The following is a 13,907-nucleotide window of genomic DNA, read 5'->3' as shown; positions in this document are numbered from 1 at the left end:
ATTGTTTCGGCATGACAGAGTTACCGTTTCAACAGCCTCGAACTCTGAATGTTCGCCAGAATCGTGCTTTGGCCCTCGCTGCTGTGTTTCAGGCCACGCAGCTGACCCATATGACCGCACTGACTGGCCGACAAAGTATTGGCGATAGCGGTAACTTTTATCTGGAGCGCCTGATTCAGGCCAGCCTGAATATCCGTCCAAGTAATAATCAGAGTGGCCAAACCTTAGACTTTTTTAGTCAGCTGGCCGATATCTCCCTTGGTTTAAAAACCCTCGAAAATAGCATTACCCATCCGTTTACCACCTCACCCAAATCCAGATTACCGAAAATGTCCAATGCCAAGTTGCCGATGTCCTATGCCATGGCGCTGCTGCAACTGGAAAAGAAAGTCTATAGTAATCCGCAATTTGTTGAAATTATTGAGCAATCCCAGCAAAAAATCTTAAAACAGCTGTCCTTTTTTGATAATAACTATTTACATCCAAGTATTCTCGCCAATCTTGCCCAAACCTATGTTGATACTGCTGGACAGATTAATCCGCGGATTATGGTGCGTGGCAATGCCGAGGCCTTTAAAGATTCTGCCCATACCAACCGTATTCGTGCCTCGCTATTTACCGGCCTGCAAATGGCACATTTGTGGCGTCAACTCGGTGGCAGCTCATGGGCGATGATTTTTAGCAAACGCAAACTGCTTCAAGATATTCAGGATCTTGCCCGTTTACAGTATCAGGTGGTCTGATCTGTACGGACATTTGTTTTAGGTTTAGTTCCAAAGTTTAAGGAATCGTTATGAACGCTTTAACTGCACTTTCTCCATTAGATGGACGTTATGCGAGCAAATGTGATGCTCTTCGTCCTTTCCTTTCTGAGTTTGGTTTAATCCATGCTCGTGTGACTGTTGAAGTGCGTTGGTTACAAGCGCTTGCGAACCGTCCGGAAATTACTGAAGTCCCAGCTTTTTCTGCAGAAACCAATGCGGCCTTAGATGCGATTGTGGCAAATTTCTCTGAAGAAGATGCGAACCGCATTAAAGAGATTGAACGTACCACTAACCACGACGTTAAAGCGGTTGAATATTTCCTGAAAGAAAAAATCGCCAACATCGACGAGCTGAAAAATGCCGGTGAATTCATTCACTTTGCTTGTACTTCTGAAGACATCAACAACCTGTCACACGCGTTAATGCTGAAAAACGGCCGTGATGTACTGGTTGCATCTATGCAGCAAATCATTGACTCAATTGTGGCGCTGGCTGAAAAACATGCTGATCAACCCATGCTGTCTCGTACACACGGTCAAACAGCTAGCCCAACCACTTTGGGTAAAGAAATGGCCAACGTGGCGTACCGTTTAGCGCGTCAAATCAAGCAATTCAACAATGTTGAACTGCTGGGTAAAATCAACGGTGCAGTGGGTAACTACAACGCTCACCTGTCTGCCTATCCAGACATCAACTGGCCTGCACATTCACAAGCATTTGTTGAATCTTTAGGTTTAACTTTCAACCCGTACACCACGCAAATTGAACCGCATGACTATATGGCGGAACTGTTTGATGCGCTGCGTCGTTTCAACACCATCTTAATCGACTTTAACCGTGACGTTTGGGGTTATATCTCGCTGGGCTTCTTCAAACAAAAACTGAAAGAAGGCGAAGTCGGTTCTTCAACCATGCCGCACAAAGTCAACCCGATTGACTTCGAAAACTCTGAAGGTAACCTGGGTATTGCCAATGCTGTTCTTGCGCACCTGGGCGAAAAACTTCCAATTTCTCGCTGGCAGCGTGACTTAACCGACTCAACTGTACTTCGTAACATGGGTGTAGGTTTTGCACAGAGCTTGATCGCATTTGAAGCCTGCTTAAAAGGTATTGGTAAACTAGAACTGAATGCTGACCGTATTCTGGAAGACCTGGACAATGCACAAGAAGTATTGGCTGAACCGATTCAAACGGTTATGCGTCGTTACAACGTTGAAAAACCATACGAAAAATTAAAAGCGCTGACTCGTGGTCAAGCGATGACTCGCGACATGATGGTGAGCTTCGTCAACGGTAACGAACTCGAAGCTGTTCCGGCTGCGGATCGTGCACGTTTAGCTGAAATGACCCCTGCGTCTTACACCGGTAATGCCGCTGAACAGGCAAAACAAATTAAAGATTTGATTGCTAAAATCTAATGAAATGATTTGAGTTTTTCACAACATCTTCTTTCTTCCTCTGGAAGCAACATAAAGAGGGTGTAATTTTGAAAAACTCAGCATCAAAAAGCGAAGCTCCGGTTTCGCTTTTTTATTATGATAATTACAAATCCCAATCCTATAACCAGAATGATCGACTACCAATTACAAGCCAAACATTGGCTGATGCTGGTCCTGTTAGGCCTGACCATGCTGCTTGCCAGTATCAACCCGATGGAATTTTCAGCCTATGTGCTACATCAGGTTGGAACGGTTATCATGCTAATTGTGCTGCTATTGCTCTTCAAAAAAGTCGGTTTAAGCTTTTCGAGTTTTGTTTTCTATCTTATCTTTCTGTTGATTCATATTTTAGGCGCGCATTATCTCTATTCTTATGTGCCCTATAACGACTGGCTGCTGCAATACTTCGGCTTTGATTTAAATCAGTGGCTGGGCTGGGAACGCAATATGTATGATCGCTTTGTGCATTTTGCCTATGGGGTGCTGCTCTACCCGCTGTTTTTCCGCTTACATCGGCTGGGCTTTCCTAACGCCAAAGACTGGATGATCTTTCTGCTGGTCGTGCAATGGGTTATGAGCAGCAGTTTGATTTACGAATGGCTGGAATGGTTACTCGCCATCCTCCTCTCTCCAGAAGCGGCTGAAAATTATAATGGTCAGCAAGGCGATATCTGGGATGCGCATAAAGATATGCTCCTGGCTACGCTCGGCGCAATTCTGGCAGGAAGCTGGAGCTTATACAAAGACAGAAAAAAAGCACTCGATTGAGTGCTTTTTCATGTTTCATGAGCAAAATTGGATTAGAGCTTAGGATCGCGCATTTGCACCAGATTGGCACTGGCTTTGCTTAAAGTATCCATCACCTTGTTAATGACCGCAGGCACCAGAGAATCGGCCACCTGTGCGGCTTGTAGGCCGAGTTTTTCACCCAAGGTTGGCTTGCGACGGGTTTCAATGACATAAACATCATGCTGTGGCAATAACCCTAACAGGTATTCATCTGAGGTTTGCAGTTTATCGACCAGGTTCAGATCGGAAGCATCCTGACCATACCAGTGTTCACCTGTAGCGACTTTTTCAACATTGAGCTGCGGACGGTACTTTTCAACAAAGTGCTTGAACAGGCTGTGAGTTTGTTGCAACTCTTCTTCAAACTTGGCCTTGCCTTCTTCGGTATTTTCACCAAACATGGTCACGGTGCGTTTGTATTGACCAGCCGTATACAGTTCAAAATCTATATTGTGCTGTTTCAGCAGGCGGTTAAAGTTTGGCACCTGTGCCACTACGCCAATTGAACCCACAATAGCAAACGGTGCAGAGATAATTTCATTGGCGATACAAGCCATCATATAGCCACCGCTAGCAGCGACTTTATCAACACAGATGGTCAAATGAAAACCGGCATCACGCAGACGTACCAGTTGTGCAGCGGCTAAACCATAACCATGTACCATCCCGCCCGGACTTTCCAGACGCACCACCACGCGGTCACGTCCAGCTTTGGCGGTGGCCAGAATTAAGGTAATTTCTTCACGCAGATTCTCTACCGCAGAGGCGGCCATATCCCCTTTAAAATCGAGTACATAAATTTTCTGGTTATTCTTTTTACGCAGGCGTGCTTCTTTGGACAATTGCTGGCTAAATTGCAACAGCTCCAGTTTGGAGGCCGTAGTCTGCGCTATTTTTTTTCGTTGTTCGTTAATACGCGCATTTAAATGACGGATACGAATTTCGGCAGGTAGTTTTTGGGAATGAAATAACATATAAAAATCTGTTCTCAATTTTATTTTGGCTAAGCTTTAGATGAGGGCGGATATTGAGAATTCAATATTAGCGCATTTATTTGCTTAATTTAATCCACTTCCGTGTTAACCGTAGTGTCATTTTTGCAACAACTAAAAAATACAGCCCTGTTGAACAGGACGGGATTTTAAAAGCTGGGAAAGCTCAACATTAAAACCACCAACTGGATAGCAGATGGAATGATCTGCTCCGGATTCAGCCCTTCAAACTGAAATCTATTTAGGGTCTCATTTTAAGCATTATGATAGGTTAGATAATCCATCAAATCCGCTATGACCCTCCCCCTACCCCTCAACCAGAGCCATAAAAAAACCGCAAATATTGATTTGCGGTTTTTTGATATACAGCGGTTGGCAACTAACCAAAACGACCTGTAATGTACGCTTCCGTTAATTGATGGTCTGGTTGAGTAAAGACTTTTTCAGTCGAGTTCACTTCAATCAGATCACCCAGGTGGAAGTATGCGGTACGGTCTGATACACGCGCTGCCTGTTGCATCGAGTGCGTAACAATCGCAATGGTGTACTGGGTAGACAGCTCAGAAATCAGTTCTTCAACTTTTGCAGTTGCAATCGGGTCCAGTGCGGAACATGGTTCATCCATCAGAATGACTTCTGGTGAAACCGCAATGGTACGCGCGATACATAAACGCTGCTGCTGACCACCTGACAGACCAGTACCTGGCTGGTTTAAACGGTCTTTAACTTCATCCCACAGACCGGCTTTACGCAGGCTGTTTTCAACAATTTCTTCAAGATCGTATTTGTCACGCGCCAAACCGTGCAGTTTCGGACCGTAAGCCACGTTTTCAAAAATTGATTTCGGGAACGGGTTTGGCTTCTGGAACACCATACCGACTTGGGCACGTAGTAATACCACATCCAGGTTCGGATCATAGATGTCCTGATTATCCAGCATGACTTTACCGGTAACGCGGCATGAATCAATGGTGTCATTCATCCGGTTTAAGGTACGAAGGAAAGTCGATTTACCACAACCTGATGGACCAATGAAGGCAATGACTTCATTTTCATAAATGTTCAGGTCAATGCCTTTAATTGCTTCAGATTCACCATAGTACACATGAACATCGGAGGTGCTGAGTTTGACATTGTTCGATTTGGCTTCTTTTTTGCTCGCCGCCTGGGTATCAAACTGAGACACAAACGAAGTTGCAGGCTGTTTGTGTTCTTCGCCTTCAGTTGACGTAAATTGTGTTTGCTCTGGATTCACTGCTTTATCCTGTTCTAAGGAATTCGGTTTGTCTGTGCTTAATACAGTAGTCATATTTTGCCCTCAATTACCAACGTACTTCAAATTTCTTACGTAACCAGATCGCCAGACTGTTCAGGCCGATCATGAGTGCAAGAAGTACGATAATGGCGGCAGCGGTACGTCCTTCAAAGAAGTTACGCAATTCATTGCCCTGCCATAGGAAAATTTGTACCGGTAATGCGGTAGATTGATCAAATGGAGATGCCGGTACGCTCGCAACGAAGGCACTCATACCAATTAATAGAAGTGGTGCGGTTTCACCCAATGCTTGTGCAACACCAATAATCGCACCGGTTAAAATCCCTGGTAATGCCAGTGGCAATACATGATGGAATACGGTTTGTAGACGTGATGCACCCAAGCCCAATGCAGCCTGACGAATAGATGGCGGCACCGCTTTTAGTGAAGCACGTGTGGTAATAATTACGGTCGGTAAAGTCATTAAACTTAGAACTAGACCACCCACCAGTGGCGCAGATAACGGTAAATGCATCCAGCCAATGAAGATGGCAGCGCCCAACAGACCAAATACAATCGATGGAACTGCGGCCAGGTTGTTAATGTTCACTTCAATAATATCAGTAATGACATTTTTTGGTGCAAATTCTTCCAGGTAAATTGCAGATGCCACACCAATTGGAATCGAGATAAAGATCACGATCAGCATCATGAACAATGAACCCATGAAGGCACCAGCCAAACCAGAAGTTGCAGGCGAACTACGCGAGTCCGGGCTGACAAAGATATTGGTATTGAAAGTATTTTCTATAATACCTTGGGCTTTCAGATCATCTGCCAGCTGACGGATTTCCGGGCTTAGCTGCTGCTGTTCTGCCGGCAGGTCACGGTCAATATTGCCCGCAAGCCATACATCTACATTGGCATCGGCCAGAATTTTCACTTCTTTGGTTTGACCAATCAGCGATGGATCTGCCAGTACCATATCACGTAAGCGATAGGTTTCAGAACTGGTGTACATGTAGCCTAAATCATCACGCTTGGCTTCAAGCGCCGCATCTTTAGCGACGATACCATTAACGATAAGCGCATCCCAATCGACCATACCCATTTCAGTCTGCCAGGCAATCATACGGTCATTAAATTGTGCCGGAGATTCACCTGCCTGCTGTTTTGGCTGGGCGCCCACATTAATAATGCTTGGGTCAAAGTAGACTGGCACTGCCATACTGCTTTGCCAGAATGCCGGTAAACCTTTGGCCAGAATACTGCCGAACAGTAACACGACAAAGAATAAACCTGCCAGTACCGAGGCCAGACCAAACATGCGGAAAGTGCTTTCTTTACGATGGCGTTTTGCTAACGAGCTTTCAATTTTCTGTTTACGTTGTGCGCGTAATTCAGCGGCCGCCCGTGGATCAAGCGGTTGTTGATCCATTGAAGTAGTATTTGAAGTACTCATTAGTCGTATTGCTCACGATATTTACGCACGATGTAAAGTGCCACAATGTTCAAACACAGGGTAATAACAAACAGGGTTAAACCTAATGCGAACGCCACCAATGCCTGCGGACTTGCGAAGTCGGTATCACCGGTTAACTGGTTAACAATCGTCATGGTCACGGTTGCAACCGCTTCTAGCGGGTTGGCATGTAGTAACGGACTGTTACCTGCGGCCAGGACCACAATCATGGTTTCACCAATTGCACGAGATGCAGCCAGCAAGAAGGCGCCGATAATCCCTGGCAAGGCAGCCGGCATCACCACTTTACGAATGGTTTCCGACTTAGTCGCACCCAGACCCAACGAACCATCACGTAGAGCACGTGGTACCTGGGTAATGATGTCATCAGATAAAGACGATACAAATGGAATGATCATAATGCCCATTACCAGACCGGCAGTTAAAGCACTGGTAGCATTGATATCAATACCCAGCAGTGCACCGGCACTTTTCAGGAATGGACCAATAATCATTAAGGCAAATACACCATATACAATGGTCGGAATACCGGCCAACACTTCAATGGTCGGTTTTGCCCATGAACGGAATTTCGAAGATGCATACTCTGCCAGGTAAATGGCAATCATCAGACCAATAGGTACTGCAACCAGCAATGCAATCGCACTGACCAGCAAGGTTCCCCATAACAGCGGTAACAGGCCATATTCACCATCGGCACTACCGGTGGTACTAAAACCTGGGTTCCACTGGGTACCAAAGAAGAAGTCTATTGGGCTGACGAAGCTAAAGAAGCGCATGGCTTCCCCGAACATCGACATCACGATACCAACGGTGGTCAGAATGGCCACACCAGAACAGAGGGCTAAAGAAATGTTAATGATCTTTTCAACCTGGTTACGGGCACGGTACTGTTGAGAGACACGTTTTTTCGCCCATAGCAAACCAATTAACGCTGCACAAATCACAACGGCCAGTTTGATATAAGAACCAATGGTTTCAAATTTTGCTAATTGTTCAGCAGCTGCCAGTTCATAGGCGGCTGGTGTATCAGTGACACCAAAGCCAGAAGCCAGTGCTTGCACACGGTCTACCAGAACGCTGGTGCTGGCTGCATTCAGGTTGGCAGCAACATCTGCCGGTACATGACTCAGTACTACCTGTTCCAAAATGGTTGGTTCAACCAGATTCCAAACAATCAAAATTAAAAAAGCAGGGATCGCACACCACAACGCCACCAACGCACCATAATAACCAGGGCGTGAGTGCAACATTGCAGAATTATTTCCCTTACCTGCTAGGTTACGGCTTTTGCTTAACCCGATTTGATAGGCTATGGCAATAATTGCCAGTAACACACCTATGAGTAGCAGATTCATGTATTCTCCACCGTTTTTTCAATTTTCATTATTTGAAAAAACATTTCTCTTCGCAAAAAGCTGATGGCAGGAAACCCTGCCATCAGCTGTTTTAACCACAATTATTTAACAGCTTTACCTGCTTTGAAGTTCGCCAGGATTTGCGCACGTTCTTTGTCAGATAAAGAGATCAGACCTGCTTTGTCTAACTTAGAACCTTTACCAGATACTTTCTTGCTTAAGAAGAATTCTGTGTACTGTTGTAAGCCTTTGATTGATTTCAGGTGCTCACCTTTCACGTAGAAGAACAATGGACGTGAAACAGGGTAAGAACCGTTCAGGATTGTTTGCTCAGATGGCGCAACGTTGTTTACAGTTGCAACACGTAGCTTGTCACGGTTTTGGTCATAGAAACCTAGACCGAATACACCCACTGCACTTGGAGAAGTTCTTAAACGTGCCAGTGTTTCAGTGTAGTCACCAGCGATTTCAATCACACGGCCATCTTTACGGAAAGTTGTACATGCTTTTTTCTTCGCATCTTTGTCTAATGCTTTGATTGCTGCATAAGCTTCACAACCTGCATCAACCATTTTCTCTTGGAACACTTCACGTGTACCGTGGTTAGATGCTGGAATTACCAGAGTAATTGGTTCGTTTGGAAGTGATTTGTCAATCTGGTTCCAACGTGTATATGGGTTAGCAACCATTTTACCTTTCGATGGAAGCTCAGCAGCCAAAGCAGCAAATACATGGTAAGGTTTTAATTTATAAGCAGCTTTGTTTGAGTTTGACGCGAATACGATACCGTCATAACCAATTTTAACTTCTAAGATCTGGTTCACGCCTGCTTTTTTACATGCAGCGATTTCTGAATCTTTAATTTGACGAGATGAGTTTGCGATATCAATTGTGTTATCGCCCACACCGTTACAGAATTGTTTCAAACCACCTGAAGAACCGCCAGAACCAACAACAGGCGCTTTGAATTGTGGGAATGTGTTACCGAACTCTTCTGCTACAATACTTGCGTATGGCAATACTGTAGAAGAACCAGCGATTTGGATGGTGTCACGAGCTGCGTTCGCAGTTGTTGCTACAGCTGCCCCAGATAGTGCTAATGCAAGTGCGATATTGGTAAAGCGCATTCTGTTCTCTCTCAATTTATGCAAATTCGGAGTACGCCACTTTTTATTAAGTTTTGTACTTATTTCGTTATGTGCATTGTGAGTTTAAAATATGACAATAAAGTTACACCTTTATGACACTTTAATGATGTTTTATTTTGCAGCTTGTTTTTATAGTTTCTAGAAGCCTGCTTTATATCAAAATATTAATTTAAGATAATGATTTTAATAACATTTCACTACCTTATTAAAATTTCGAAAGATGTCTAAAAAAATATGAAAGCGCTGTAAAAATATGACAAAATGCCAATCCAGCACCGGTTCGCTTTCTTACAATTGTCATAATTCTCTCTGGTTGATGACAATCACCCGATATTCTATAAAAAGCGAAATTGATTGTTTTTCTTAAACTTAATATATTCATCTGTTGCCTGAAACACACGTTCTCAGCCAATTGATCACTTCACTTTACTCAGCCACTTTATTCATTTCTATCCCCTTCTTTTGGCCCGTTTGGCTTGTTAACAGATGCATGAGTACGCATCGTCATTTTTTCAATTCAATGACCCGAGATAAAAAAAGAGGCCTTGTAGGCCTCTCTTTCTTTGCAGCATGCGATTAAGCGATTGGTGGTGTGTAAGTACCATCTGCAATTGAAGCTTTAATACGCTCTGCTTCTGCCAGCACAAGTGCCAGCAGGTTTTTCACGTTGTCTAGTGTTGCAACCGGGCTTAACGTGGTCATTTTCAATGACTGAACCTGACCCACTTTGGTTACACCAATATTGGCTTCACCACGCGCAAACAGCTCATCTGCGACGTTCTGGTTTAAGGCATCGACAAATTCAGCCGGATAGCCTTCAGGCACCACACGGAACAATACCGATGCAAATTGCGGCTCTACCAGCAGCTCAAGACCATCTGTTGCTTTAATATAAGCAGCAACATCACGGGTTAAATCCACACCATGATCGATCATTGAACCATAAAGCTCTTCGCCCAAGGCTTCAACTGTCATCCACAATTTCAAGGCATCAAAACGACGCGTGGTTTGCAGTGACTTCGATACCAGGTTTGGTACGCCATGTTCTTCATCATAAGCAGAGTTCAAGTACTCGGCTTCATAATGCATGAAACGGTAGTTGGCTTCGTCTTTTAACAAGAATGCGCCACATGAAATGGTCTGGAAATAATGCTTGTGGAAATCAAGCGTCACAGAATCCGACAATTCAATGCCATCGAGCATAGAACGATAGTCATTCGACAAAATCAGTGCACCACCCCACGCCGCGTCAATGTGCATCCACGCGCCATATTTGTTGGTGATTTCACGAATTTCTTTTAATGGATCAATCGCGCCCGCATCGGTTGTACCTGCAGTTGCCACCACACATGCCACAATTTTGCCTTCAGACTGAAGGTGTGCCATGGTTTTCTCAAGTGCAACCACATCCATCTGTGCATTGTCATTCACAGGAACGGTAACCACAGACTGGAAGCCCATGCCCATCATCGCCATGTTCTTTTGCACAGAGAAGTGTGCATTTTCAGAACAGATGACTTTGACATTACGCATTGCCTCTGCCGGTACACCATCACGCTGTACTGACCACGGCTTGCCGTTTTCGTCTTTCCAGTTTTTCGCGATGCAGGCATCACGCGCCAGCAGTACGCCCATCAGGTTAGACTGCGTACCACCTGAAGTGAATACACCGGCCTGACCTGAACCGTAACCGACTTTTTGGCGTAACCAGTCAATCAGCTGCACTTCCATTAATGAACCGGCCGGGCTTTGATCCCATGAGTCCATGGACTGGTTAGTGGCGTTAATTAACACTTCTGCGATCTGGCTGGCCACCATGGTTGGACAGTGCAAATGCGCCAGTGAATGCGGATGGTGAACTTTCAAGCTCTTGTTCAGGAACAGCTCGACCATGCGCTCTAAAGATTTCTGTACACCCAGACCTTCTTTCGATGGATTGAATGAAATGGCACTGCGTAGCTCTTTAATGCTACCACCGGTGTACATTTTATCGTTTTGCAACCATGCTGCGACAGCTTTTGTCGCTTGGTCCATTGCTGACTCATAGTCAGCAATAGATTGAGCATCATTGCAGAGTAAGGCTTTACGATGTTCTGCAAAATCTACCATGTATTATGCGCCTCGTACTGCTTTCAGTGCTTCAGCCACAGCTTTCTTGAAGCGGGCAATCACTTCTACACACTCTTCCTGATTAATGATCAGCGGGCAAAGTAAACGGATTACCGTACCGCCACGACCACCTTTTTCTAACAACAGTTTGTTGTCAAAACATGCAGCCTGAATTGCAGCAGCCAGTTGTGAATCTGCAGGATAAGCACCTAAACGGTCTTTTTCCTGACGCTCATCTACAATTTCAACACCAATCATTAAACCGCGGCCACGTACGTTACCGATACATGGGAATTCAACTGCCAGTTTTTTCAGTTCAGCTTGCAGGAAGTCGCCACGCTCTTGCGCATTTTGCGCCAGGTTTTGTTCTTTAATGGTGTTGATTGTCGCCAGACCAGTACCCATTGCCAGCTGGTTACCACGGAAAGTACCGGTATGGCCTGCTGGTTGCCAAGCATCAAACTTACGTTTAATCCCTAACACCGCCAGTGGCAAGCTACCACCAACCGCTTTCGACATAACCACTACGTCTGGCTCAATACCAGCATGTTCATAAGCAAACATTTTGCCTGAACGCGCAAAGCCTGCTTGAACTTCGTCAAGAATCAACACGATGTTGTGTTTTTCAGTCACTTCACGGATTTTTTTCAGCCATTTGGTAGGCGCAGTAACCACACCGCCTTCACCCTGAATTGCTTCAAGAATTACAGCAGCCGGTTTAGTAACACCGCTTTCCACATCTTCAATGAAGTTTTCGAAATAGTAAGTCAGTGCATCCACACCTGCTTCACCGCCAAGACCCAACGGGCAACGGTATTCGTGTGGATACGGCATAAATTGTACGCCCGGCATTAAACCGTTTACGGCATTCTTGGCAGACAGGTTACCTGTCATTGCCAGCGAACCGTGAGTCATACCGTGGTAGCCACCTGAGAAGCTGATTACAGAGCTACGGCCGGTAAATGTTTTTGCAAGCTTGATTGCTGCTTCTGTTGCATCTGCACCAGATGGACCACAGAACTGCAAGCAATACTCTTCTTTGCCACCTGGCAGGTAAGCAAGAAGCGCTTCAGTAAATGCATCTTTTAAAGGTGTAGTTAAATCTAAAGTATGTAAAGGAAGACCACTCGCGATGGTGTCTTGAATACTTTGAATCACCGCAGGATGATTATGGCCCAAAGCCAATGTACCTGCCCCAGCTAAACAATCCAGGTACGTCGTACCCTCAACATCGGTAACCCAGCAACCTTGTGCCTTCGCTATCGCTAACGGTAATTTACGAGGATAACTACGCACATTCGATTCCATCTGACTTTGGCGAGTCAAGTAGTATTCGTTTGTGGAATTGGTGGCAGGGTTTACAGAAGTAACGCTCATATCGAATTACCATCTCTGATATGGGTTGAAGAAATAAGTCGGGTGACTTGTGGTCCTTTGACTCGGTGCTTTATAAAAATCTAGTTAGATGATCTAGATAATATTCAATAACTAGGAGCGCGATGATACCTAATTTTTCAGGAAAATAAACCGCTTTTGGCATTTTATCGAGCTAATTTTATCGAAAAGTTCTATCGGTCTAACCATTAGATTGAATTATCATCTTACAATGTGACAGCAGAAAGAAAACCGCATTCTTGATATTTTTTTTAACCCTATGTAAGTTGCCTGCAGAATTAAACCCACTATTAAATATAACATATTGTTTTAAAATAAATAATCAAGCCATTCCGAGTCAGTAGATTTTATTATTTTTTTACAATCCCACCACAAACTCTGCAAAAATTAGCCATATTGCTTGGCTAATATGCTTTGATAGATAAATACCTATAAAAACAGGACAAAATCATGCGTTTTATTACTCTCTCCAGTTGCTTATTGGCCGCCACAGTTTCAGGTAGTGCCTTGGCGCAGACCACCGAAAAACTGAACTATAACCTGATCAATGTTCAGGCAGAAGCCAGCCGTCAGGTATCCAATGACCAGATGAATGCAGTGCTGTATATCGAGCGCAGTCATAAACAGCCTTCTGAACTGGCCAATCAGATCACCCAAATTATGAATCAGGCGATGGCCACAGCGCGAAAATATCCAACGGTTAAAGTAGAAAGTGGTTCACAGTCGACTTATCCGGTTTATGACAATGACAGTCAGAAACTGAAAGAATGGCGCGGTCGTGCCGAAATTCATCTGGAAAGTACCGACTTTAAAGCCGCCAGCCAGCTCATTGGCGAGCTGCAGCAGCGCCTGCAAACTCAATCGGTACATTTTAGTGTGTCAGATAGCCAGCGTAAGAAAGTCGAAAATGAGCTACTAGTTGAAGCTTCGAAAAACTTCCAGCAACGCGCACAGTTATTGACCCAGGCCTGGAATAAATCAGGCTATCAACTGGTCAATCTGAACATGAATACCAATAACTATACCCCGCGCCCGATTGCAATGCGCGCCAATACCGCCAAGTTTGCAGTGGCTGAAGCAGCACCTGCACCGGATATGGCTGCCGGTGAATCGAAGATGACGGTGAATGCCAACGGGACGATTCAGTTTAAGTAAATTGCTCGTTACCTCTATTT

General features: G+C 44.7%; 11 protein-coding genes. 4 read left to right on the top strand and 7 right to left on the bottom strand.

The annotated features are described in order from the left end of the window. The first annotated feature begins 11 nt into the window (after positions 1-11). The 3 genes from hflD to FTU67_RS01455 all read left to right on the top strand — a co-directional run bounded on the left by hflD (position 12) and on the right by FTU67_RS01455 (position 2,971). Complete coding sequence (hflD, locus tag FTU67_RS01465; protein ID WP_005176767.1) at positions 12-743, top strand: high frequency lysogenization protein HflD; 732 nt, start codon at positions 12-14, stop codon at positions 741-743. A 50-nt stretch (positions 744-793) separates the two neighbouring features. Beyond that, complete coding sequence (gene purB / locus FTU67_RS01460; RefSeq protein ID WP_005176761.1) at positions 794-2,182, top strand: adenylosuccinate lyase; 1,389 nt, start codon at positions 794-796, stop codon at positions 2,180-2,182. 150 nt (positions 2,183-2,332) lie between these two features. Further along, positions 2,333-2,971, top strand: coding sequence for a DUF2238 domain-containing protein (locus tag FTU67_RS01455; RefSeq protein WP_180006715.1), 639 nt, complete (start codon positions 2,333-2,335; stop codon positions 2,969-2,971). Positions 2,972-3,003: 32 nt separating this feature from the next. Here the strand turns inward: FTU67_RS01455 and sohB are convergent, their stop codons facing one another. From sohB to FTU67_RS01420, 7 genes are all read right to left on the bottom strand, one after another. After that, complete coding sequence (gene sohB, locus FTU67_RS01450) at positions 3,004-3,966, bottom strand: protease SohB (protein ID WP_180006683.1); 963 nt, start codon at positions 3,964-3,966, stop codon at positions 3,004-3,006. Positions 3,967-4,363: 397 nt separating this feature from the next. Beyond that, positions 4,364-5,293 carry a phosphate ABC transporter ATP-binding protein PstB gene (gene pstB / locus FTU67_RS01445; protein WP_218944958.1) on the bottom strand — a complete coding sequence of 310 codons (930 nt, stop codon included), beginning with the start codon at positions 5,291-5,293 and terminating at the stop codon, positions 4,364-4,366. 13 nt (positions 5,294-5,306) lie between these two features. Continuing rightward, positions 5,307-6,701: a phosphate ABC transporter permease PstA gene (pstA, locus tag FTU67_RS01440; RefSeq protein WP_160241466.1), complete on the bottom strand. Its 1,395-nt coding sequence runs from the start codon at positions 6,699-6,701 to the stop codon at positions 5,307-5,309. Then, entirely contained in the window at positions 6,701-8,080 is a 1,380-nt protein-coding gene (gene pstC / locus FTU67_RS01435; protein WP_180006684.1) for a phosphate ABC transporter permease subunit PstC, read from the bottom strand. Before pstC ends, pstA begins: the two co-directional genes overlap by 1 nt. A 101-nt stretch (positions 8,081-8,181) precedes the next feature. Then, complete coding sequence (locus FTU67_RS01430) at positions 8,182-9,207, bottom strand: substrate-binding domain-containing protein (protein ID WP_005176746.1); 1,026 nt, start codon at positions 9,205-9,207, stop codon at positions 8,182-8,184. Between the two features lie 597 nt (positions 9,208-9,804). Further along, positions 9,805-11,337, bottom strand: a complete 1,533-nt coding sequence (locus tag FTU67_RS01425; protein ID WP_104471299.1) for an aspartate aminotransferase family protein — start codon at positions 11,335-11,337, stop codon at positions 9,805-9,807. A gap of 3 nt (positions 11,338-11,340) precedes the next feature. After that, the gene (locus FTU67_RS01420) at positions 11,341-12,714 is read right to left on the bottom strand and encodes a diaminobutyrate--2-oxoglutarate transaminase (protein WP_005176742.1); all 1,374 of its coding nucleotides are present in this window, start codon (positions 12,712-12,714) and stop codon (positions 11,341-11,343) included. Positions 12,715-13,182: 468 nt separating this feature from the next. Between FTU67_RS01420 and FTU67_RS01415 the strand changes: the two genes are divergently transcribed. Then, positions 13,183-13,887 (top strand): SIMPL domain-containing protein, encoded by a 705-nt coding sequence (locus FTU67_RS01415; protein WP_163145952.1) that lies wholly within the window; start codon positions 13,183-13,185, stop codon positions 13,885-13,887. The last annotated feature ends 20 nt before the right edge of the window (positions 13,888-13,907 follow it).

Source organism: Acinetobacter sp. YH12132 (assembly GCF_013418645.1).
GTDB lineage: Bacteria > Pseudomonadota > Gammaproteobacteria > Pseudomonadales > Moraxellaceae > Acinetobacter > Acinetobacter indicus.
The sequence above is the reverse complement of the archived record's forward strand: the minus strand, read 5'-3'. Positions and strand labels throughout refer to the sequence as shown.

Bases quoted from the DNA above. Each gene is read 5' to 3' on its own strand.
- hflD (WP_005176767.1), top strand. From the start codon at position 12: ATGACAGAGTTACCGTTTCAACAGCCTCGAACTCTGAATGTTCGCCAG.
- purB (WP_005176761.1), top strand. From the start codon at position 794: ATGAACGCTTTAACTGCACTTTCTCCATTAGATGGACGTTATGCGAGC.
- FTU67_RS01455 (WP_180006715.1), top strand. From the start codon at position 2,333: ATGATCGACTACCAATTACAAGCCAAACATTGGCTGATGCTGGTCCTG.
- sohB (WP_180006683.1), bottom strand. From the start codon at position 3,966: ATGTTATTTCATTCCCAAAAACTACCTGCCGAAATTCGTATCCGTCAT.
- pstB (WP_218944958.1), bottom strand. From the start codon at position 5,293: ATGACTACTGTATTAAGCACAGACAAACCGAATTCCTTAGAACAGGAT.
- pstA (WP_160241466.1), bottom strand. From the start codon at position 6,701: ATGAGTACTTCAAATACTACTTCAATGGATCAACAACCGCTTGATCCA.
- pstC (WP_180006684.1), bottom strand. From the start codon at position 8,080: ATGAATCTGCTACTCATAGGTGTGTTACTGGCAATTATTGCCATAGCC.
- FTU67_RS01430 (WP_005176746.1), bottom strand. From the start codon at position 9,207: ATGCGCTTTACCAATATCGCACTTGCATTAGCACTATCTGGGGCAGCT.
- FTU67_RS01425 (WP_104471299.1), bottom strand. From the start codon at position 11,337: ATGGTAGATTTTGCAGAACATCGTAAAGCCTTACTCTGCAATGATGCT.
- FTU67_RS01420 (WP_005176742.1), bottom strand. From the start codon at position 12,714: ATGAGCGTTACTTCTGTAAACCCTGCCACCAATTCCACAAACGAATAC.
- FTU67_RS01415 (WP_163145952.1), top strand. From the start codon at position 13,183: ATGCGTTTTATTACTCTCTCCAGTTGCTTATTGGCCGCCACAGTTTCA.